This window comes from Affinundibacterium danionis, from assembly GCF_042432465.1.
Lineage (GTDB): Bacteria > Pseudomonadota > Gammaproteobacteria > Burkholderiales > Burkholderiaceae_D > Undibacterium > Undibacterium danionis.
The window spans coordinates 17,628-39,396 of the sequence record NZ_JBHLXJ010000016.1 but is presented as its reverse complement, the minus strand read 5'-3'; the positions used below and the strand labels follow the sequence as shown (position 1 = coordinate 39,396).

The window sequence follows — 21,769 nt, the reverse complement described above, 5'->3', positions numbered from 1 at the left end:
TTATCGTTTATTTTTGACAGGAACCGGGATTTCATTAGCAGGAATTTCGCGCACCAGTTCTAACAAATCCCATTCATTTTTTTGATCTTTTTTGATCTTAAAGTGGTACATGGATTGCAGCGCTTGGTGATCTTCTTTGCGGAAGTTCATCTTACCTTTAGGCGTGTCGAATTCCATGCCTTCCATGGCAGTAATCAGCTTTTCAGTATTCGTTGATTGTGCTTTGCTTAAAGCCGTGTAGACTGCACTGGCCGCAGCAAAACCACCAGCGGTGAAGAAATCGGGTGGTGCTTTAAAACGTTTAGTGTGCTCGGCGACTAACCAGTCATTCATTTTATTTTTGGGGAAATCATAGTAGTAGTAAATCGTACCTTGGGTGCCGACATAAGACTTCCATAATTTCATGACGGGCAAAATGTTGCCGCCGGGAGCCAGATTGATGCCAAAACGTTCCGGTTTTAAGTCGGCCAATTTATTCATAGGACTAGGACCCGCCCAGACGATTTGTAAGATGCGCGGTTCTGGTTTGTTTTTTAGCGCATCAAAAATTCTTTGTGCCGGTGCGGTGAAGTCGGTGCTGGTTTGCGCTGCATATTCTTCGTGCACTACCTTAGCTTTAGAACCCGCAGTTGCTAAAGCTTCTTTGGCGGCTTTAACCGCATCGCGCCCAAAGGCGTAGTCTTGCGCTAAAAAGGCGATACTACCGCCTGCTTTAATGGTGCTGGCGGCAGCTAAGGCGTCTTGCATGGAATTGCGGCTGGTGCGAAAGATATAACGATTCCATTTATCACCTGTGATGGCATCGGCGACCGCAGGTTCGATAATCAAAATCTTTTTGTATTCTTCAGCCACCGGTAACATCGCTAACGCAGAACCTGATGAGGTAGTACCTACGGCGATATCAACTTTGTCATCGCCATAAGCTTCAGCTAATAAGGTGCGTCCCATATCGGGTTTGCTTTGGTCGTCTTTGATGATGACTTTGATCTTCTTACCGTTGATCTCCATCTTGCCACCCGTCATATATTCCAAACCCATCATGAAGCCGGTTTCGGTTTCCTTAGCATAGGCTTCTAAGGCGCCAGTTTTTCCGGCAATCAGGGCGACCTTGATGTCTTGCGCGACGGCATAACTGGCATGAACGCAACTGCCGAGGAAAGCGCCCAACAAACTAAGGCTGATCGCAAGACGTTTGCGTTGAAAGATCGTGGGTGACTTGATAGACATATTTGACTCCTGATATTTTTTTGGTTATTGAGACTGTGGCTCTAGTCCACTTGGCTTAAGAATTTTTGTATGGCTGATTTTGCTTCTGGTTCGGTGAGCATGGGCGCATGGCCTATCTCTGGGATTTCTACATAGTGCATATGAGGTGCAACGCTTAACATATAGCTAGCCTGTTCTTGTTCTAATAAATCAGAAATGTTACCGCGCACCAAAAGACAAGGACGGTGCTTAGTTAAGCGGCGAAACGCCCATTTGGCAATCCATGAACTTGCTTTGAGTTTGCCTGTTTTTAAAGGTGTCGCAATCAGAGGATCATACTGCAATTCCAATTCTCCCAGTGCGTTCTGGGCGAAGGCACGGCGCGCCCATTTGTCCCATTCTTGTTCGCTATTATTGGGAAAGGCCGATTGATTGATGTCACGTATGTAATCTCTGGCTTGCTCCCACGTACGGCAATGGCTGCCTTCTCCCGCGTAAGAGGCGATGCGGTTCAAACCTTTTTGTGACAGCACGGGGCCAACATCGTTCAAGATCGCCGCCGCAATTAAATTAGATTTTCGTAATGCTAAGCTCATGGTGATTAGGCCACCCATTGAGGTGCCGATGAAAACGGCACGACTAATCCTCAAGGTCTGTGTCAGGCTGATGATGTCGGACGCATATACCATAGGATGATAGTGACTGACTTTGCTGGCATGTTGTGAGCGTCCACGTCCGCGCACATCGACTGCTAAAACACGTCGGCCTTGTAGCGCTATCCACGGTGCGAGCTCGTCAAAATCAGAGGAATTACGGGTTAAACCATGGATGCAGATCACAGGTAGTTTGGATTTAGCTGAGCCTGTATTCGAGTTGCCTGCATAGTCACGAGCGTACAAGCGCAGGCCATCCTTGCTTTGAAAATAGATTTCTTTAAAATCGCTCACGATGTTCCGGTTCCGGTGGAGTTAGTGTGACGAGTTGCTTAACAAGTCCTGTACATTCATTTCTCTACAAAAAAAGCGACCAGTCCAGCTTGAGCTGGTCGCCGAAGTTTCTAAAACGTATCATGAAATGAAGTCGCAGATGCATACCAGATCCGCCCCGCCATTTAGGTCTTAGAAACGAGAGAGTGAGGTAGCTCAGAAACGATAATCCAAAGTCAGGGTGTAAGTGCGCGGATTACCATAGAAAGCAGTCGTGCTGCCTTCACCTAAGGTTGGGAATAAATAACCTGCCACTTTGTAGCGTGTATCGCTCAAATTTTTCCCGTGCAAACCAATACGCACCGCGTTATCAGAACGTGTCCAGACCAAGCTCGCGTCCCATAATTTGTAACTGTCTTGATCGAGAATTGGTGTCGGCGTCTCGAACTGATAGGTTTTGCCACGGAATGCCACGCTACTACTTAAGCTTAGCTTGCCAGCATTTCCCATCACAGGCATAGACCAATCGTAATTGGCGCGTAAGCTGGCCGTTTGTTTCGGCGTGTTTTGGAATACACGTTGTGAAGCGACGTCGATATTACCTGCGCCGATGTACTTAGTGTATCTAGCATCGATATAGCTGAGCATACCGGACAAGCTAAATGCATCGGTGACGCGCGCGGTTGCTTCGATTTCTATACCGTCAATCTTCGCTTTACCTGCATTGGTGGTGACACCTGCGAAACTATCATCTTTGCCATCGCCGTTGGTATCAATCGCCACCGAGCCTGGGATCTGTACATCTTGGTAGTCGCTATGGAACACCGCGACATTCGTGAGCACACTATTGTTAGCAAAGGCGGATTTGAGACCAAGTTCAAAGGTGCTGATTTTTTCAGGTAAGAAACCTTGCTTGGCTTTGTCTAAGCTCAGTTTGGAACCGACCAAATTCATACGTGGATCAAAGCCGCCGCCTTTAAAACCTTCAGTCCAAGACGCATACACATTTTGATCGGCACTGGCTTTCCAGCTAGCTGAAATGCGTGGCGTAAATTTTTTGTCTTCGCGGTGCAAATCGGCTTTGCTTAAATTGGTATCGGTTCTGAAGAATACGGCAGATGGATTGCCCATGGCTGGTGAGCCAGCGGTACCGAGATAGATTTGGCGCAAGATACTGGCTTCGCGCTTGTCCACGGTGTAACGACCACCGACGGACAGGCTAAAATCTTTGCTCAAATCGAAGCTGGCATCAGCGAATGCAGCCCAGGCTTTAGTATCGATATCGCCTTCAGTGAAGGTCGAGGTGCCGAGTAAGCGCACATCAAATTTATCGTAGGCATTGGCATCAATGTAGTACACGCCCGCCACACCTTGTACCGATTTGCCGGTGTAGGTCAATTGGAATTCTTGGCTGAACTGTTTGTTTTTGTAGAGCGCGGGTACGTCAAAATCGACCGTGCTTAAAGAATCAAAATCGATAGGCGCAAAGGATTTATCATGACGTGATGCCGTGACCGATTTGAACATTAAATCAGGCTGAATTTGGTACTCCACCAAAGCGGAAACGCCTGATTGTGTGACTTGTTGTTTGTGTCCGAGCGCGGTATTCAAGTTGGCGCGCGTGTCGTATACATTGCTAAGTATTGGCGCGCCTGAGATTTTGCCGACAGTTAAACGATGACCGTGTTTGGCATTAGAATCATCTTGGCTGGTGTCGGCTGAGATGCGGATGAACAGAGAACTGTTCGGCATAAATTCAGCGCTCAGACGTGCGGCAGAAATGTCTTTGTTGTAGTTGTCTTCGCCCGTCGTGAAGTCTTTACCGAAGCCATTGCGTTTGAACTTGGCCAGCGTACCACCGACACGTACCGTATCGGAGATCGGTGTGCTAGCGGTGAATACGCCATCCATTTGTCCGTAGCTACCAACTGATGCCTTGAGACGCATATCGGTGTTTGGACCCATTTTGCGTGTCACATATTTGACCGCACCGCCTATCGTGTTGCGACCATATAAAGTGCCTTGTGGTCCACGCAAAACTTCTACGCGCTCAACGTCGTAAATGTCAGCGACCGCACCTTGTGGTCGAGCCAGATAAATATCGTCAAGGTAGATGCCGACACCAGATTCAAAACCTGCGAGTGGATCTTGTTGGCCTACGCCACGAATGAAGGACGTTAAGGTGGAATTGGTGCCACGCGATGCGCTCAATGTCGTGTTGGGTAAAGTTAATGCTAAGCCAGTGATATCGGCGATACCGCTTTTGGAGATTTGCTCTGCACTATAGGCGGTCACAGATACCGGCACGTCTTGTAAGGTTTCTTCACGACGGCGCGCACTGACGACGACTTTGGCAATTTGCGTGTCGTCGCTGGCTTTGGCGCTTGCGTCATTAGATTGTGCTTGAGCCTGTGTAAAGCCGCTACCGTAAATAGCAAGAATGGCGGCTGCTGAACGGCTGAGCAGGGCGAGCTTGCGCTGTGATTTCTTTGATGCAGTCATGATGGTCTCCAGAGTTGTCGATTTTTTTTATCCGATCAAACCGAAGCATGCAAATCTGTTGCAATGGGCGGCTTATCGAAGTGGTCTTGCATTCGTCTTGTAAAGTGCGTTTGTTTCCAGGAGACCTTTGCACTAGCTACCGCGCATTTGAAGTCGAGTTTTCAATACTCGCTACGCTTTTGCAGAGGTCTCTCTGGTGGTATGCATAAGCACCAATATCGGTATCAGCAATAGCACGGATGGCAGTGTGTCTGAATTCAAAGTGCTTAGAAAGTCGAGGAACTGCCCACTCACTGTGCATAAATGCACATGCATGTCTTTTCACTATAGTAAATTTGAATTTAAGCCAGAATTGACCTATTCCTTAGGATTTAGGCGGAAATTAGCCCCAAAATTGTGCAATGCAAGATAAATGATGCACGTGGTAAGCGCGCAACAAATAGCGCCATGCGCTAATTCGGCGCATTTTTGTCTTATTTGGAAATCAATTTTGCGCGAAAAGCAGGTATTTGCTAAATTTATGTGCTTTGATGCACAATGAAACTGTCTCGTTCGAAAAAGCGAAGCGTGTTACCAGCGTCAAGATGACGCGCAACTGATCAATCTGGAGTGCTATGACTACCTTACCCGAGTGGACGGATTTACGTTATTTTTTAGAACTGGCACGCTCTGGTACTTTGTCTGGTACTTCGCGTCGACTTTCGGTGGAGCACACGACAGTTGCTCGTCGAATTGATCGCTTAGAGGAACAATTAGGGGCAACACTATTTGATCGTAGCCGCGAAGGCTATCAGCTCACAGAAATGGGACAAGCTTTATTGCCGCATGCAGAAGCAATGGAAAGCGCGGTAACGGCTGCGCAGGATGAATTAACGGGGGCACAGATTTCAGTACGAGGCATTGTGCGTCTGGGGGTGCCCGAGATTTTTGGTTCACGAATTGTTGCACCAGCTCTGGTCGAGCTATTGCAAGCACATCAGGATCTTAGTGTCGATCTCTTGTTATTACCGCGTTTTGCCAACCTCGCTAATCGCGAAGCCGATCTCGGTGTGATGCTCGATCCGCCGAGCACGGGGCGGTATATGGTCACCCGACTTGCTAGTTTTCGTATGTATATCTACGGTGCGCCGTCGTATTTGGCCAAGCACCCACCGATCAAAGAACATGCTGATTTGATTAAACATGATTTTGTTGATTATGTGCAGGATAGGCTTGCCAGTAGTGGGCTTAATTACATGGGCGAACTCGGTTTTACGCCGCATCGACGCATGTGTTGCACTAGCCTGGCAGCACAATGCGAAGCCGCTGCTTTGGGTTTAGGTTTGATTTTGGCACCACCTTATGCGGTGCCCAATGATGGTCGTTTGGTGCGTGTTTTGGCGAATCATTTTTATGCTGAACGTTCCTTCTGCTTGGTTGCGCCTACCGATTTGTATCGCTTGCAAAGAGTGCGCGTTGTGTGGAATTTATTACGCGATTTAGCAGAAAAAAATCCGCATTTATTTATTTTGCCGGGCGATGCGGAAAGTCTTGTGCTTAAATGACATGGCACCCCACTCATATAGTGCGTCGAAATTAATCCGACATACCCGCTGCTTGTAATAAACTGCGGGTATCGTCTGAGATTAAGTGAGTATTTTGTACTCTCTCAATTCAGATTTTAATTTAGTTCCCAAATTCACTTTCTCTATCATCGCAATGCACAGTCGTTTTAAAGCGGTTTTCCATTGGTGTCGTCAACATAAACTGCGTGCTAGCGCTGCGTTTTTTTTGAGTTGTCTCTTATTGCTAGACCAATTGTTTCCCCCACCGATTCCTGTGGATGCGCCGGGTTTGGTGGTGGTCGCGCGCGATGGTACGCCTTTGCGAGGCTGGCCTGATGCCGATGGTATGTGGCGTTATCCCGTGACACCCGCTCAGGTTTCTCCCAAATACTTGGACGCGCTGCTCACTTACGAAGACCGTTGGTTTTACTGGCATCCGGGAGTTAATCCCTTGGCTTTGGGGCGCGCAGCATGGCAATGGTTGCGACACGGTGAAATTATTTCTGGTGGTTCTACGTTGACGATGCAGGCAGCACGTGCGATAGAGCCTGTGCCACATAGTTTGTCAGGAAAATTACGGCAAATTCTACGCGCTATCCAGCTAGAGCTACGTCTTTCTAAACGTGAGATTTTGACCCTGTATTTAAATCATGCACCTATGGGTGGCATCGTCGAAGGTGTAGAAATGGCGAGCCGAAGTTATTTAGGAAAGAGTGCAACACAGTTGTCGTCGGCCGAAGCCGCTTTGCTAGTCGTATTGCCGCAAGCACCGTCGCGTCTACGTCCTGATCGTCATCCCGAATTAGCGCAAAAATTTCGCGATAAGGTGTTGCGACGTATGGCGCAATTGCGGCATTGGAGCGCTACGGAAGTGGAAGATGCTTTGATAGAACGAGTCGGCGCTAATCCGCCTCGCGCCGCTTGGTTGGCACCTCTCGCCGCCGAACGTCTGCATCAGGCGGCGCGGCGTGATCGCGCCCGTGCCGTAGGTAAAAATCTTATCGAAGCGACGATAGTCCGTTCGACTTTGGATCGCGAAGTGCAAACCATGTTAGAGCGCATGTTGTCGGATAAGGTCGGACAATTGCCACGTTTTGTTTCTATGGCAGCTTTGGTCATGGATAGTAAAACCATGGAAGTGCTGGGTTATGCAGGTTCGGCAGATTTTTCTGATGCACGGCGTTTTAATCATGTCGATATGGTGCGGGGCATCCGCTCTCCTGGGTCGACTTTAAAACCCTTCTTGTACGCGATGGCGTTGGACGATGGCATCATACACTCCGAGAGTTTGTTGGCCGATACGCCACAGTCTTTTAGTGGCTACGATCCGGGAAATTTTCAAGCGAATTTTTCGGGACCAGTGAGTGTATCGGAGGCTTTGCAGCGCTCTTTAAATGTACCTGCGGTTGATCTCTTGGATAGAATTGGTGCGACACGTTTCACCGCGCGCTTATCGAGTGCAGGTTTGCGTCTGCGTTTGCCTAAAGACGTGGAGCCGAATTTGAGTGTGATCTTGGGTGGCGCGGGAACCAGTTTAGAAGAATTGGTGGGCGCCTATCGCTCCTTAGCAATGGGTGGTATGGCGGGGGCGCCGAGAATCACGCCCGATGCACCAGCGCGAGAGGCACGCATGATGAGTGCTGGCGCTGCATTTATTATTCGCAGCATTTTAGAAAGTGGTGGGCATCCCGATCAACCCTTTGTCGAAGCGGACAACAGCGGTGTGCGTCTGGCGTGGAAAACCGGTACTAGTTATGGTTTTCGCGATGCTTGGGCGGTGGGTGTCAGTGGTCGCTACACCTTGGGAGTATGGATAGGACGACCTGATGGCACACCGAATCCTGGATTTTTTGGCGCTAATGTCGCCGCACCGTTATTGCAGCAAATTGCATTAGCGTTACCCCGTAGTGAGCCTTTGAGTCAGGTGCGTCCTAAGGATGTCAGTGTGGCGCAAATTTGTTGGCCTTTGGGTGTGGCGGCGAGCCAAACCGCGGCTGAGCATTGCCATCAAAAGCGCAGCGCTTGGATACTGCGCGATACGATTCCTCCTACTTTGCCTGATCGTCTGCGCGCTCGCAGTTTGGTGGAGACGATATGGATCGATCCTATCAGTCATTTGCGCACGACGCCTGCTTGTCATCCGCAAGCGCAGCAACGTGAAGTTGCTCGTTGGCCTGCATTATTAGAAGCATGGTTGACGCCGCAACAAAAGCTGGAGCTGGGACTGGTTCCATGGTCGCCCGACTGCCCTCAGATTCACAGTGTGGGCAGTATACGCCTGATGGGATTAAATCAAGATAGCCGCTTACGCACTGTGCCGGGAAAGAGCGATATTCCGGTAACGCTCGATGCGGTGGGCGGAAGCGGTCAGCATTATTGGCTGTTAGACGGAAGGCAAGTTGCGCTAGGCCCGAAAAAGCGTCAAACCTTCGTCATCAATAGCGCGGGTGAGCATAGCATCACAGTGATTGACGCTGCAGGTCATGTCGCGAGTGTGAGTTTTTCAGTTGATAAGCGCTAATGTAATTTCAATTCGTCTATAAAATTTTGCTTGAGTCTTTACATGCCAAATCTTCCACGTTGTAATTTTCTCGCCAACTATTTCACGTAGAATTTGCTTTCTTAGTGACTTAGCTTAAGCAACTAATTTTTGTGCGACACAAAGCTTTTCTTCAGGTTGGATTTTTGTTTGCACTTTGGCCGTCAAGATTTCTAAATAGCGGGTTTGGTTTTTTAAGGAAAATCCTGAGGAATACGGATTCATAAATCCATGTCGACAGCCCAAAGCGATCTCCGCTTGATGTCCGTGTTCTTGTAAGCGCTTCACGACATCACCAACTTGAAATGCCGCTTCATGTTCCGCAAAAACAAAATGTGTGGGGCAGTGACTTGGTAAATCGAGATAGTTACGAATCCGCGAACCATAAAATAGGCTCGCCGTTTGTAAGTGAGCTGAACGCGCTGCGCTACTCATCCACCAAGCACTCGCGCCAACACTAAATCCAATGACATGGCGCAGTTGCGTTTGTTCCTCTATCAGCGCGTGGATTTTTTTTGCGTAAGTCGCTACACCACCGCTGGCTAAAAAAGCTTGATAAGCTTGCTGTTCAGTTTCAGCTTGAAAGTCAGCTTCAAAGGGACTGACCACAAGGCAAGAGGCATTGAGTTGACGACATAAACTAGCGATGGCAGGGGTATTTCCAAAGACGTCAGTTGCGATTAAAACGGTGGCGCGCATTGCAGCTATATTCAGCGCTGGCTGAAGTGAAAACAAAAAGAGCGCGCAGGGTAGCGGACATCGGGGTAAAAGGCAAGTAGGATATTTCTACTTAGGGTTCTTGCTAGGTTTTGTCCTGTTTTTCTTTTTACTTATGAATCTCAAATATTTTTGGAGGAAATCGTATGATCGCGCTTTTTCAAATTTACTTAGTGCTTAGTTAAGTTGCTTAGTTAGTACCGGATCGGTACCTGATTAGCATCGGACGTATGCGTAAGTTTAACGATTCAAAAGTCGTTGATAAAGTGGAATTGATATGAAGTATTTTTGTTGTTTGCTAGCTAGTTTGTGTATGTTGAGTTTGAGCGGATGTCAGCCTAAGGATGGATCCGCTGCGCAAGAGAATTTGGCACGCGGTTCGGCCCAAGTTCGGGAGCTAAAGATGACTGATGAAGTGCTGGGTGGAGGTGCCGAAGCGCGCACTGGCAATACCGTGACGGTTCATTACACTGGGTGGTTATACGATCAGCGTGTTGCGCACTTTCAGGGAAAAAAATTTGATAGCTCATTAGACCGAGGCACGCCGTTTACGTTTACTTTGGGAGCGCAACAAGTGATCAAAGGATGGGATGTTGGTGTGGTTGGCATGCGCGTTGGTGGTAAACGAACTTTAGTGATTCCTAGCGAGATGGCTTATGGTAGTGACGGACGTGGTCCGATTCCAGATGATGCGGCTTTGGTATTTGAAGTCTTGTTAGTTGACGTGAAATAGTGAGCTCTACAATCGTGAGCTCTAAAATAGTTAGCTTGAAATAAGTTCAGTTTTCGCGCAGGTATAGAGAAGTTCACGTTGGTAGGCGGATCGATACAGATCCGCTGATTTTACTCAATTTGATTTTACTTAATCTGTTGTTTGCGAAGTTTAGAAAAAGCTTCAGGTTCCCAAGGACGCATCGCCATTAATAAACCCATGCCATCGCGTTTTTTTAATGGGGATTGCAAACTTTCCGCATGCAGCTCTGCAAAGCGGCGTTTTAATTGACGCATCTCGGTCTGTAATTTCATCGCAGCCGCTTCGGTCAACATGCCATGCGTAAAAATAAAATTCTCTTTGCTTTGATGAAAATGTGCGTCGAGAAATTCAGGTAGTCCTTCTTTTTTAAAATAAGTTTTGATCGGACCTTGGGGCAACCAATCAAAGTCGCGGCTGATATTGAGACGTATGCGATTACCCGGCAGCAGCGTGATGAGGCCCAGTTGATCCAGTTTCAGTAATTTCTTCAAACAGCTAGGCTCACTTAGTGCGTATGTTTCTAAAATGTCCTGCATGCTCCAGTGATTGATCGCGCATACCGCAACTAGTAGCAATTGATGATCGGCCACCAATTCTTTCTCTTGCAAGGGCGTCAACGTACTTAATTTCTCTTGCGCCAAACTGGCTTCTTGTGCCAACTCTGCCAGACTAAAACCTAAAAAATGACTGATCTCAACGATGCGATCTAAGCTGATCGGCGCATCGCTGCGCTGACTAAACATGCGTTTGATACTGGCTTCCGACAAGTTCAAGGCATCAGCCACATCACGATAGGTTTTGGCCTGTTGCTTGAGCTGGTATTTGATCGTATTGAGTAACTGTGTGATTTCCGTCATGGGGTCGTCGATAGAGCTAATGATTTTGCACACTGTAGCATCATGCTTAGCGCTTGAGTATCTCTCCTTGCGACTTTCTTATGCAAATAATTAGACTTGCTAAATCAGAGTTTGCGTTTGCCGCACACTATTACATAGTCCGTACCTTCGATTTATCCATAAATACGGTGACACAGATGCATACGACATGGCGATATTTACCTGGAGTTTTGGTCTTGGCGTGCGCACTGATCATGTTGATTCATGGAGCGATTCCACAGTATGAGCATTATCATGCGTTTGTCGATACCACGTCGTATGGTCATATTCCAAATGCTATGGATGTTTTGAGTAATCTCACTTTTGCACTTACTGGCTTAGTCGGTATGTTGGCGAGTTACTGGCATTTTATCCGGCGGGGACATCAGTGGCAGCCTACAGACATCGCTTATTTGATGTTCGTTTTGTGCATATTGGCAACCAGTTTTGGTTCTGCCTTTTATCATTGGGCGCCAGATGATAACCGCTTGTTTTGGGATAGATTACCAATTGCTTTAGCCTGCGCCAGTCTGATGATTGCGGTGCGCAGCGAGAGTAGACAAATCTGTTCATCCTACCTCGTGGTGCGTGACCTGATGGTTTATTTGTCGTTTGCCACAGCTTCAGTATTTTGGTGGCAGAAAACCGGGGATCTGCGACCATATCTCGCATTACAATTACTTGCGGTTGTACTGATTCCTATCTGGCAGACTATTTATAAAGTCGCTGCCCGGACACGCTGGATTTATGCCATCGCCATCGGCCTTTATGTGCTGGCAAAAATCACCGAAATGTATGACGAAGCCATTTTTATGCAGACTGGGTTTATTAGCGGTCATACGATCAAACATCTATGCGCGAGTGGTGCGGCTGCGGTGATTATTGGGAGCTGGTTGAAGCGTGCCAAGTGAAATTCGCGTCGTAACATATCTGAGCCAATTTAAGCCCTGAACTACGACACTATTTTTCTTTGACTTGATAGTATATTCAGGTGCATTTTTTCAAATGTTCTAAAAAAATGCTTGCGATAGGGGAGAGTCGTTTTCCTTTTGGAAAAATGATCCACCAATTTGAGTGGATGGGAAAATCTTCTACAGGCAAAATTACAAGTCCATCAATCTCTGGTTCTTGGTGCAAGGCATGCCTTGAAATAACCGCCAGGCCTAGACCTCCAGCAACCGCTTGTTTAATGGCTTCATTGCTGCCTAATTCTAAGCGGACCTTAGGCTTAAATTGATGCGTTTCGAAGTAATGATTACATGCCAAGCGCGTGCCTGAGCCTGCCTCTCTTAACACGAATAATTCATTCGCGATATGTGTTCGTTTCAATCGTTTTTTGGTAGACAGTGGGTGATCCAAAGCGGCGATGACCACTAGTGGATTTTCTAAGAAACGATGACGCTCTATATCCATATCTGCAGGTGGAATGGACATGATGTATAAATCATCTGCATTGGATTTGAGTCTGCTGACGACTCCATCACGATTCAGCACTTCGAAAGCAATGTCTATCTCGGGGTACTGTTTATAAAAGGAACCTAGCATGCGCGGTACAAAATATTTAGCGGTACTCGCTAAAGCAACGCGTAAGCGTCCTTGAGTATGCCCTTTCATGGCACTGATGGTCTGTTCTAAAAAATTAATTTCATCTTGCATCAGGCGTGCTGATTGTGCCACCGCTTCACCTGCAGCGGTTAGGAAAACACGTTTTCCTATCACTTCATATAAAGATAAACCGACCTCGTCCGACATGGTTTTGAGTTGCATAGAGACCGTGGGCTGCGTGATGAAGCACGCTTGTGCCGCGGCGGTGATGCTGCCGTGCTCGGCAACGGCTAATAGAACTTTCATCTGGCGGAAGGTGATATTCATCGTATTTTATCTATGATTAGTATAGTAAAAATTGATTTTACTCTATGTGTTTGGCTGCATACAATGGCGCCCAATTTCACTCTTAAGTCCAACTCCATACCGATGAATAGTTTTACTGATCCCGCAATTTTATTTTTTTTGTTTGGTTTATTAGCTGGGCTATTTAAATCAAATCTAGAGATACCAACACCTATTTCGCGTTTTCTTTCTTTGTATTTGCTGATGGCCCTGGGTTTGAAAGGTGGCTTTGCGCTGGCGAAAACTGGCTTTTCCAACGATGTGGTAGTGAGTTTGGCATGTGCGGTGTTGCTTGCGATCTTTATCCCGCTGATCGCCTATCAAGTGCTACAACGATTTATTTCTAAATTTGATGCAGCTGCTGTGGCAGCGACCTATGGCTCGGTGAGTGCTGTTACTTTTATTACTGCGACTCAGATATTAGACTCGCGACAGATAGAGTTTGGTGGTCATATGGCAGCTGCGATGGCCTTGATGGAATCTCCTGCCATTATTATTGCGATTATTTTCGCTAATCGCTTGCGTCAGGGACAAGTTGCGAGTCATGGGGATCAAACTCTCTCATCAACTCAGCCGTCTGCTCGCTTATCGATTACGCAGTTGCTGCATGAATCTTTTACTGATGGCGCTCAATTGCTTTTGCTTGGGTCTTTGCTGATAGGTATGATTAGTGGCGAGGCGGGTCAGATGGTGATGCGTCCCTTTTCGGTTGATTTGTTTAAGGGTTTACTGGCGTTCTTTCTGCTCGATATGGGTTTGCTTGCGGCGAAAAATGTACCAGGTTTGTTGCGTCAGTCACCGTTACTATTTGTGTTTGGGATCGTGGCACCTTTGTTTCATGCAGGTCTGGCATTAGGCTTGGCGAAGTTATGTGGTTTGCCAACAGGAGATGCGATTTTGCTGATGGTGCTAGCATCGAGTGCGTCGTATATTGCAGTACCTGCCGTGGTTCGTTATGCGATTCCAGAGGCGAATCCTACCTTGTACGTGGGGCTGTCTTTGGGATTGACTTTCCCACTTAATTTGCTATTTGGTATTCCACTGTACGTACAAGTCGCAAATAGTGTTTAAGCCCGGATTGTTTTGGTGCAGCGACATCAGCTTAAATTAAAACTGGAAGAATATGTTAAGCCTTAATATGCCGCTGGCTAGCGGCATATTAAGTAGTCTCATCGGTATTCATCTATCCTGTCAGGCGTTTTGTTTGCTTGTCGTAAACCGATAAACATCATCTTCGCCTAGCGCCCGTTTCAGTTTTCCTTCCAGCCATAAATAATGGCAATGTGCTAGAGCTTCGCCCAATGCAAAAGTCAGTTGATGCGCATCGAGCGCACGCTTAAACATGATGGGCACGATGTCGTGGGCTGACAGCGGTGTCACGCAGGCATCTAATACTTCTTGCAAACGTTCGGCGTGATGATCGCGTAATTGCTGGATACGTGTATGAATCCCCGTGAATGGTTTGCCATGCGAAGGCAATACCAACACATCATCTGGTAAATCCGCGTACTTCGTTAAAGAGTCGAGATATTGTTTCACCGGATTCGCTTCTGGCTCTGCGGCAAATACTGAGACATTGGTAGAAATACGCGGCAACACCATATCGCCAGAAATCAGGCAATTTAAATCTGCGCAATATAGCGAAACATGCTCAGGTGAATGGCCAAAACCTGTGATGATGCGCCACGCATGTTCACCTATCATTAATTCTTGTCCATCTTGTAGACGGTGGTAAGAAGTTGGCACGGTCGGTACTAAGCGCGTGTAGTAGGTTTTACGTTCTTGAATTTTTTCTTGCATTTCGGCGGTGACTAAGCCGTGTTTGCGGAAATGCGGAAACATCGCCGAACCATCTACGCCGGGCAGACCTGCTGACATCATGCGCGCAAATGCGTATTCGCCTGTGCTCATGTAAAGCGGCGCATTCCACAAGGTACACAGCCAATCAGCACTGCCAACATGATCGGGATGGCAGTGGGTGGCGATCACGCGTACAACTGGTAAACCTTTGAGATGAGAGGCAAACAAAACTTCCCAGGCATCCCGCGTTGTGTCGCTATTGATGCCGCAATCGACGATGGTCCAACCGCGGATTTTGCCTTGGTCGGTTTGATAGTGATCTTCGATCAACCACACATTGATGTGATTCAGGGCGAACGGCAATCCCATTCTTATCCACAAAATTCCCGGGGCAATTTCTATCGCTTGTCCCGCTTCGGGTATCTGGTTAGCGAGGGGGTAGTGCAATTCTTGTTCTAAGAGATTCATAGCTTTGTGTATGTGACGCAACAGGTGTTCGCTGCAGGGTTGAAGGCCAATACATTAAATTGACGTTTACGTTAACTGCGTTTCAGGTAAGATTCTAAATTCAAAACACAATTGATGTTGGGCTTATCTCGCTATTTGCGAGCATTCACCGAGATTTTTTGGGTGTTTTTAAGATAACTTTATTGTTTGTTTTAATAAAAAATATTTAGCAATGGCAACTTATACAATTACCGAATTAGCAAAAGAGTTTGATATTACACCTCGCGCAATTCGCTTTTACGAAGATCAGGGCTTGATCAGTCCTAGCCGCGAAGGCCCCAGCGGACGCAATCGTGTGTACTCGGCACGTGAGCGCACGCACCTCAAATTGACATTGCGTGGCAAGCGTTTGGGATTAAGCCTTTCGGAAATCAAGCATCTGGTGACGATGTATGACTCGCCCAAAGATACCGAAGTTCAGCTAAAGAGTTTCTTAGAGGTTTTGGCCAAGCATCGTGCTTCTTTGGAGCAACAACGTGAAGACATCGAAGTGATGCTCGGGGAAATCACCGCGCACGAAGAAGAAAGCCAGCGTTTATTGGAAATTGTTAATAAAGCAAAAAATAACTCCTGAATATTCGTAAATATCTACAAGAACAAGGACTAAATACTTACAATTGACGTTTACGTTAACGTCAATTGCAAGTATCATTTTTGACTGACGCGAAATGAACTTTTAATTTGTTTTGCCAAATTTTTCGACATTCAGGCAAGCATATAATCTCAAGCTTAGCTTCTACTGACTGTTAGTAGAGTGAGCGAGTCACAGCGGCTTGAAGTCATATCATTACTACCTAGATTGGGGACACTATGTTGCACTTACCAGGTTTAACGTTTGATCACGGCGAAGACATCGCCGCTTTGCGCGAAGCAGTTCAACAATTTGCAGCGGCTGAAATCGCACCGCTCGCAGCCGAAATGGACAAAACAGACCAATTTCCTATGCACCTGTGGAAAGCAATGGGCGAAATGGGTCTGCTCGGTATGACGGTTTCCGAAGAATACGGTGGCGCGAATATGGGTTACCTCGCGCACATCATCGCTATGGAAGAAATTTCTCGCGCTTCTGCTTCCGTTGGTTTGTCTTATGGTGCGCATTCAAATTTGTGCGTGAATCAAATTAATCGCAACGGCAATGCAGAACAAAAAGCAAAATACTTGCCGAAATTGATTTCTGGTGAACACGTTGGAGCTTTGGCGATGTCCGAGCCAAACGCGGGTTCCGACGTCGTCAGTATGAAATTGCGCGCTGATTTGAAAGGCGATCGCTACGTCTTGAACGGCAATAAAATGTGGATCACTAATGGTCCAGATGCAGACACTTTAGTCGTGTATGCGAAGACTGATTTGGAAGCCGGCCCACGTGGCATGACTGCTTTCATCATCGAAAAAGGCTACAAAGGTTTCAGCATTGCGCAAAAACTCGACAAGCTCGGCATGCGCGGTTCGCACACAGGCGAATTGGTATTCCAAGATTGCGAAGTGCCAGTAGAAAACGTGCTCGGCGGTGTTGGCAAAGGCGTCAATGTTTTGATGTCTGGCTTGGACTTTGAGCGCGCTGTGTTGTCGGGCGGCCCATTAGGCATTATGCAAGCGTGTATGGATGTGGTGGTTCCTTACATTCACGAACGCAAACAATTCGGCCAAGCGATTGGTGAATTCCAATTAATGCAAGGCAAAATTGCCGATATGTATTCCACCATGATGGCATGCAAAGCTTACGTCTATGCGGTCGGCGAAGCCTGTGTACGTGCTAAAACACCAGAAGCGACACGTGCTCTACGTAAAGACGCAGCTGGCGCGATTTTGTACTCCGCTGAAAAAGCAACTTGGATGGCAGGCGAAGCGATCCAAACTTTGGGTGGCAATGGTTATATCAACGAGTACTCAGTGGGTCGCTTGTGGCGTGATGCGAAGCTGTATGAGATTGGTGCGGGTACGAGTGAAATTCGCAGAATGCTGATCGGCCGCGAACTTTTTGCGGAGACTCTTTAAGGAATCAAAACCCCTCAACGCCGAGACGCAGAGGCGCTGAGCAAAATCTTAGAAGAGAGATTGTTTGAAATTTTTGTAGGGCGGGTGAACCCCGCGCCGTTGGAATGATTTGAAGTCCGTGCGGGTAGCAACAGCCCTACAATTCTATTTGCATGAAATAAACCCTTCAGCGTCTCGGCGTTGAGGGGTTTTAAATGGTAATAAGAATGCCCCAAGTAGCCTTTCCAAAACTGTTGTCTTCGCAAATTGCATTCGACATTGCAAGGACTATACTCGACGGTTTTGATAAGCATTACCGCTTGTTTCGTGCCACTACGCAGTTGGCGAAGCAGCGGTTTGAGAAGGCGGATTGGAAAGCGGCGCAGGAGGATGCCCGCGAGCGGATTGCTTACTATGATCGTCGTGCTAAAGAGTGCGTTCAAATTCTTGAGGATGAATACGACAAAGAGGATTTAACCGATGAAGTGTGGCGCGAGGTGAAGTTGCACTACATGGGTTTGCTGATCGATCATTTGCGACCTGAGTTAGCGGAAACTTTCTTCAATACCGTTTGCACTAAGCTCTTGCATCGTACTTATTTCCATAATGATTTTATCTTTGTGCGTCCAGCGACTGCGACCGATTACATCGAACGCGAAGACACGCCCGCGACTTATCGCGTGTACTATCCAGCCGCTGATGGTCTGAGCTTTAGCTTAAAACGTATCGTCACTAATTTTCAGCTACAAACACCATTTGCGCACCTTGATGCGGACATCGCAAAAGTTGAAGCGCGCTTGTTGGAGCAATTTGGTGATGCGCGTTTCGAACCGAATCATCAGTTGCAAGTTTTAGCCAGCTTATTCTTCCGTAACAAAGCCGCCTATATCATCGGCAAAAGTATCAACGGTAATCAGGAAATGCCGTTTGTGATTCCCATCATTCACAATAAAAATAGGGAATTAATTCTCGACACGATCTTGTTCGAAAACATCCATATCACGGTCTTGTTTTCGTTCACGCGCGCTTACTTCATGGTCGATATGGATGTGCCATCGGCCTATGTCCAGTTCATTCGAAGCATTTTGCCGCGCAAACCGCGCAGTGAAATTTACACGATGTTGGGTTTGCAAAAGCACGGCAAGAATTTGTTCTATCGTGACTTCCTGCATCATCTGAAGTATTCCTCCGACATGATTGAGGCTGCACCTGGTATTCGTGGCTTAGTGATGTTGGTGTTTGCCTTGCCATCTTTCCCCTACGTCTTCAAGCTCATCAAAGATAGCTTCCCGCCGCCGAAAGAAACGACCAAAGCGCTGATTAAAGAAAAGTATCAACTGGTTAAAAACCATGACCGCGTCGGGCGTTTGGCAGATACCTTAGAGTATTCCGATGTGGCTTTTCCGCGCGCACGTTTTTCCGAAGACTTATTGGCAGAAATTCGTCGCTATGCGCCTTCGATTTTAGAAGTGAGCGATGATGAAGTGATCATCAAACATTTGTACATCGAACGCCGCATGACACCACTCAATATTTGGCTGACTGAGGCTGAACAAAAAGGCGATGACGCAGCGATGGAACATGCGATAGTTGAGTACGGCAACGCGATCAAAGAGTTAGTCGGAGCGAATATTTTTCCAGGCGATATGTTGTACAAGAATTTTGGTGTGACTCGACATAAGCGGGTGGTGTTCTATGACTACGATGAGATTGAAACCATTGTTGACTGCAATTTCAGGAACATCCCGCAACCACGCAATGAAGAAGATGAAATGTCAGCAGAGCCGTGGTACCCGATTGCAAAGAACGATGTGTTCCCAGAACAGTTCGGTACCTTCTTGCTGGGTAACGCTAAGGTCAAACAGTATTTTATGAAACACCATGCGGACTTGCTGACAGCACAGTATTGGCAAGAACGTAAAGATCGAATTGTGAAGGGTAAGGTGGATGATGTGTTTCCCTATCCTCAAAGTATCAGGTTTGTGAATTAGAAAAGGGTAAACTGCAGAGGCGCAGAGTACGCAGGGTTTTTGTAGTGCGGGTGCAAGCATGCAGAAAATAAGAGATTTCCTCTGTGTTCTCTGCGCCTCTGCGGTTGAAAAAAGATTTTAAAAAGTAGTTATCAATAATTTTGGAGAAAACCATGAATGATCCTATCGTAATCGTCGGCGCCGCTCGTACACCTATGGGCGCGTTTCAAAGTGATTTCGCTTCTTTGACAGCGAGCCAACTCGGTGCTGTGGCGATTAAGGCTGCGGTTGAACGTGCTGGCGTTAAACCAGAATTGATCGAAGAAGTCTTGTTTGGTAACTGCTTGATGGCAGGTCAAGGTCAAGCACCAGCACGCCAAGCTTTGTTGGCAGCGGGTTTGCCATTTTCGACTGGCGCAGTCACTTTGTCTAAGATGTGTGGCTCAGCGATGAAAGCGACCATGATGGCTTACGACGCCTTGCTCGCTGGCAGTAACGAGGTGCTGGTATCAGGCGGTATGGAATCGATGACCAACGCACCTTACATCATTCCTAAAGCACGTGGCGGCTATCGTATCGGCCACGGCACGATCATGGATCACATGATGCTCGACGGTTTGGAAGATGCATATGATAAGGGTCGTTCCATGGGCACATTCGCAGAAGATTGCTCCAGCAAATATGGCTTTACACGCGAAGCACAAGATGCGTTTGCCATCGCTTCGGTCACACGCGCACAAGCCGCAGCAACTAGTGGTGCTTTTGCTTGGGAAATTACACCGGTAACAGTGTCTGGTCGTGGCGGCGATGTGGTGATCGACAAAGACGAAGGCCCATTGAAAGCCAAGCTCGACAAGATTCCAAACTTGAAGCCAGCCTTCAAAAAAGACGGCACCATCACAGCAGCATCTTCGTCTTCCATCAACGATGGCGCAGCAGCTTTGGTCTTGATGCGTGAATCCAAAGCGAAAGAATTGGGCTTAGCACCGATCGCAAAAATTTTGGGTCATGCAACGCATGCACAAGAACCAGGCTGGTTCACCACAGCACCAGTTGGCTCGATTGAAAAACTCTACAAAAAAGTAGGATGGACGACAGAGGATGTTGATTTGTTTGAAGTCAACGAAGCCTTCGCCGCAGTGCCTATGGCAGCGATGCATGATCTCGGCATCTCACACGACAAGATGAACGTGCACGGTGGTGCTTGCGCACTCGGTCATCCAATCGGCGCATCAGGCGCACGTATTATCGTGACGCTGATCGGTGCATTAAAAGCACGTGGCGGCAAACGCGGCGTGGCTTCTTTGTGTATCGGTGGTGGTGAAGCGACCGCGATGGCGATTGAGTTGGTGTAATTGATGACGAAAGGTTGATTGTGTCAGCCTTTCAATCAATAGAGAAATTATGGGTAAAGTCCATCATTCATCCGCAACATTAAGAATCTTCGGCGATGATTTATAGCCAGACGAGATTACGCGTTTACTTAAATGCCAGCCAACCGTCGCTGAATTTAAGGGGCAAGTTGTGAAGCACTCATCTGGGCGTGAGAGATTGGTGAAATGTGGTAATTGGCGATTGCTTGCTGAGTATGCTGAACCAGAAAACCTAGACACACAGATCCGTTCAATCTTGTTGCAGACATCTGATGACCTCAATATGTGGAGAAGCTTAACGCAGACCTTTCGTGTTGATATGTTTTGTGGAATTTTCTTGGATAGTAGCAACGATGGACTTTCCTTGTCACCTCAAACACTTCTGATGCTTGGTGAAAGAGGAATCGACATCGACTTTGATATTTATGCTGCTGGTGACGATGATGAAATTTTTTCTAACATGAAGTCTGATATTGATAGAGTAACGGAGTAAAGCAATGCCAACAGCATTAATCATCGGAGCCTCACGCGGTATCGGTCGTGAATTCGCGCGCCAATACAAAGCCGCAGGTTGGCGCGTGATTGCCACAGCACAAAAGCCCGAAGATCTGGCGGATTTGACCGTGCATGGTTGTGAGGCCTTGCCGCTCGATGTGAACAATTTGAACGACTGTGCAGGTCTTGCATGGCGCTTAGACGATGAGAAGATCGACGTCGCCATTTTGAATGCAGGTATCTTCGGTAGCAGAACCAATGGCTTGCAATCGCCGCAGCAAGAAGAGTTTGATCAAGTCATGCACACCAATGTGTTAGCCGCGATGCGCATATTGCCTTTAGTTTTGCCCATGGTCGAAAACGCGAGTGGCAAGTTAGCCGTCTTGTCTTCACGCATGGGCTCCATCGCTCTGCGCGAAAACAATGTGGCATGGTTGTATCGCGCCAGCAAAGCAGCCTTGAATTCGGTCTTGAAAGATGCATCGCTCAGCACGCGAAAAGCCACGTGCATCGCGTTTCATCCAGGTTGGGTGCAAACGGATATGGGTGGCGCAGGCGCAGAGATTAGCGTTGATGTCAGCGTCGCTGGCATGCGCGAGGTGATTGCAAATAGTAGTCGTGCGCAGAATGGGCAGTTTTTGAATTGTGACGGATCGCCGTTGGCTTGGTAGCTTTTTTTAAAATTTTAGAATCGAGT

Annotated in this window: 18 protein-coding genes; 11 read left to right on the top strand and 7 right to left on the bottom strand. The window is 47.4% G+C overall.

Annotated features, from left to right (window positions below):
- The 3 genes from ACFFJH_RS14850 to ACFFJH_RS14840 form a co-directional block, all read right to left on the bottom strand.
- A complete protein-coding gene (locus ACFFJH_RS14850) occupies positions 1 to 1,227 on the bottom strand; it encodes a substrate-binding domain-containing protein (protein WP_390213684.1) in 1,227 nt (408 codons plus the stop codon).
- A gap of 41 nt (positions 1,228 to 1,268) precedes the next feature.
- Positions 1,269 to 2,153: an alpha/beta fold hydrolase gene (locus ACFFJH_RS14845; RefSeq protein WP_390213683.1), complete on the bottom strand. Its 885-nt coding sequence runs from the start codon at positions 2,151 to 2,153 to the stop codon at positions 1,269 to 1,271.
- Between the two features lie 195 nt (positions 2,154 to 2,348).
- Positions 2,349 to 4,634, bottom strand: coding sequence for a TonB-dependent receptor (locus ACFFJH_RS14840; RefSeq protein ID WP_390213682.1), 2,286 nt, complete (start codon positions 4,632 to 4,634; stop codon positions 2,349 to 2,351).
- 614 nt (positions 4,635 to 5,248) lie between these two features.
- Between ACFFJH_RS14840 and ACFFJH_RS14835 the strand changes: the two genes are divergently transcribed.
- Both ACFFJH_RS14835 and pbpC read left to right on the top strand, forming a co-directional pair.
- Entirely contained in the window at positions 5,249 to 6,178 is a 930-nt protein-coding gene (locus ACFFJH_RS14835; RefSeq protein WP_390213681.1) for a LysR family transcriptional regulator, read from the top strand.
- 154 nt (positions 6,179 to 6,332) lie between these two features.
- A complete protein-coding gene (gene pbpC / locus ACFFJH_RS14830; RefSeq protein WP_390213914.1) occupies positions 6,333 to 8,699 on the top strand; it encodes a penicillin-binding protein 1C in 2,367 nt (788 codons plus the stop codon).
- A gap of 114 nt (positions 8,700 to 8,813) precedes the next feature.
- Here pbpC and ACFFJH_RS14825 read toward each other — a convergent pair whose 3' ends face one another.
- Positions 8,814 to 9,416 (bottom strand): dienelactone hydrolase family protein, encoded by a 603-nt coding sequence (locus ACFFJH_RS14825; protein WP_390213680.1) that lies wholly within the window; start codon positions 9,414 to 9,416, stop codon positions 8,814 to 8,816.
- A gap of 295 nt (positions 9,417 to 9,711) precedes the next feature.
- Here ACFFJH_RS14825 and ACFFJH_RS14820 point away from each other — a divergent pair, with 295 nt between their 5' ends.
- The gene (locus ACFFJH_RS14820) at positions 9,712 to 10,167 is read left to right on the top strand and encodes an FKBP-type peptidyl-prolyl cis-trans isomerase (protein ID WP_390213679.1); all 456 of its coding nucleotides are present in this window, start codon (positions 9,712 to 9,714) and stop codon (positions 10,165 to 10,167) included.
- Positions 10,168 to 10,292: 125 nt separating this feature from the next.
- Here the strand turns inward: ACFFJH_RS14820 and ACFFJH_RS14815 are convergent, their stop codons facing one another.
- Positions 10,293 to 11,045, bottom strand: coding sequence for a helix-turn-helix domain-containing protein (locus ACFFJH_RS14815; protein ID WP_390213677.1), 753 nt, complete (start codon positions 11,043 to 11,045; stop codon positions 10,293 to 10,295).
- 80 nt (positions 11,046 to 11,125) lie between these two features.
- On the opposite strand from ACFFJH_RS14815, the gene ACFFJH_RS14810 reads away from it, so the two are divergent.
- Complete coding sequence (locus ACFFJH_RS14810) at positions 11,126 to 11,974, top strand: hypothetical protein (protein ID WP_390213676.1); 849 nt, start codon at positions 11,126 to 11,128, stop codon at positions 11,972 to 11,974.
- 76 nt (positions 11,975 to 12,050) lie between these two features.
- On the opposite strand, the gene ACFFJH_RS14805 is transcribed toward ACFFJH_RS14810, so the two are convergent.
- Positions 12,051 to 12,935, bottom strand: coding sequence for a LysR family transcriptional regulator (locus ACFFJH_RS14805; protein WP_390213674.1), 885 nt, complete (start codon positions 12,933 to 12,935; stop codon positions 12,051 to 12,053).
- 102 nt (positions 12,936 to 13,037) lie between these two features.
- Between ACFFJH_RS14805 and ACFFJH_RS14800 the strand changes: the two genes are divergently transcribed.
- Positions 13,038 to 14,024: a sodium-dependent bicarbonate transport family permease gene (locus ACFFJH_RS14800; RefSeq protein WP_390213672.1), complete on the top strand. Its 987-nt coding sequence runs from the start codon at positions 13,038 to 13,040 to the stop codon at positions 14,022 to 14,024.
- A gap of 120 nt (positions 14,025 to 14,144) precedes the next feature.
- Here the strand turns inward: ACFFJH_RS14800 and ACFFJH_RS14795 are convergent, their stop codons facing one another.
- Positions 14,145 to 15,221 (bottom strand): MBL fold metallo-hydrolase, encoded by a 1,077-nt coding sequence (locus tag ACFFJH_RS14795; RefSeq protein WP_390213670.1) that lies wholly within the window; start codon positions 15,219 to 15,221, stop codon positions 14,145 to 14,147.
- Between the two features lie 211 nt (positions 15,222 to 15,432).
- Here ACFFJH_RS14795 and ACFFJH_RS14790 point away from each other — a divergent pair, with 211 nt between their 5' ends.
- The 6 genes from ACFFJH_RS14790 to ACFFJH_RS14765 all read left to right on the top strand — a co-directional run bounded on the left by ACFFJH_RS14790 (position 15,433) and on the right by ACFFJH_RS14765 (position 21,743).
- Positions 15,433 to 15,834 (top strand): MerR family transcriptional regulator, encoded by a 402-nt coding sequence (locus tag ACFFJH_RS14790; RefSeq protein WP_212685270.1) that lies wholly within the window; start codon positions 15,433 to 15,435, stop codon positions 15,832 to 15,834.
- A 236-nt stretch (positions 15,835 to 16,070) separates the two neighbouring features.
- Complete coding sequence (locus tag ACFFJH_RS14785) at positions 16,071 to 17,255, top strand: isovaleryl-CoA dehydrogenase (RefSeq protein ID WP_390213668.1); 1,185 nt, start codon at positions 16,071 to 16,073, stop codon at positions 17,253 to 17,255.
- 206 nt (positions 17,256 to 17,461) lie between these two features.
- A complete protein-coding gene (gene aceK / locus ACFFJH_RS14780; RefSeq protein WP_390213667.1) occupies positions 17,462 to 19,225 on the top strand; it encodes a bifunctional isocitrate dehydrogenase kinase/phosphatase in 1,764 nt (587 codons plus the stop codon).
- Positions 19,226 to 19,377: 152 nt separating this feature from the next.
- Positions 19,378 to 20,559, top strand: a complete 1,182-nt coding sequence (locus tag ACFFJH_RS14775) for an acetyl-CoA C-acetyltransferase (protein WP_390213666.1) — start codon at positions 19,378 to 19,380, stop codon at positions 20,557 to 20,559.
- A 115-nt stretch (positions 20,560 to 20,674) separates the two neighbouring features.
- The gene (locus ACFFJH_RS14770) at positions 20,675 to 21,070 is read left to right on the top strand and encodes a DUF4279 domain-containing protein (protein ID WP_390213913.1); all 396 of its coding nucleotides are present in this window, start codon (positions 20,675 to 20,677) and stop codon (positions 21,068 to 21,070) included.
- A gap of 4 nt (positions 21,071 to 21,074) precedes the next feature.
- Complete coding sequence (locus tag ACFFJH_RS14765) at positions 21,075 to 21,743, top strand: SDR family oxidoreductase (RefSeq protein WP_390213665.1); 669 nt, start codon at positions 21,075 to 21,077, stop codon at positions 21,741 to 21,743.
- Positions 21,744 to 21,769: the final 26 nt, after the last annotated feature.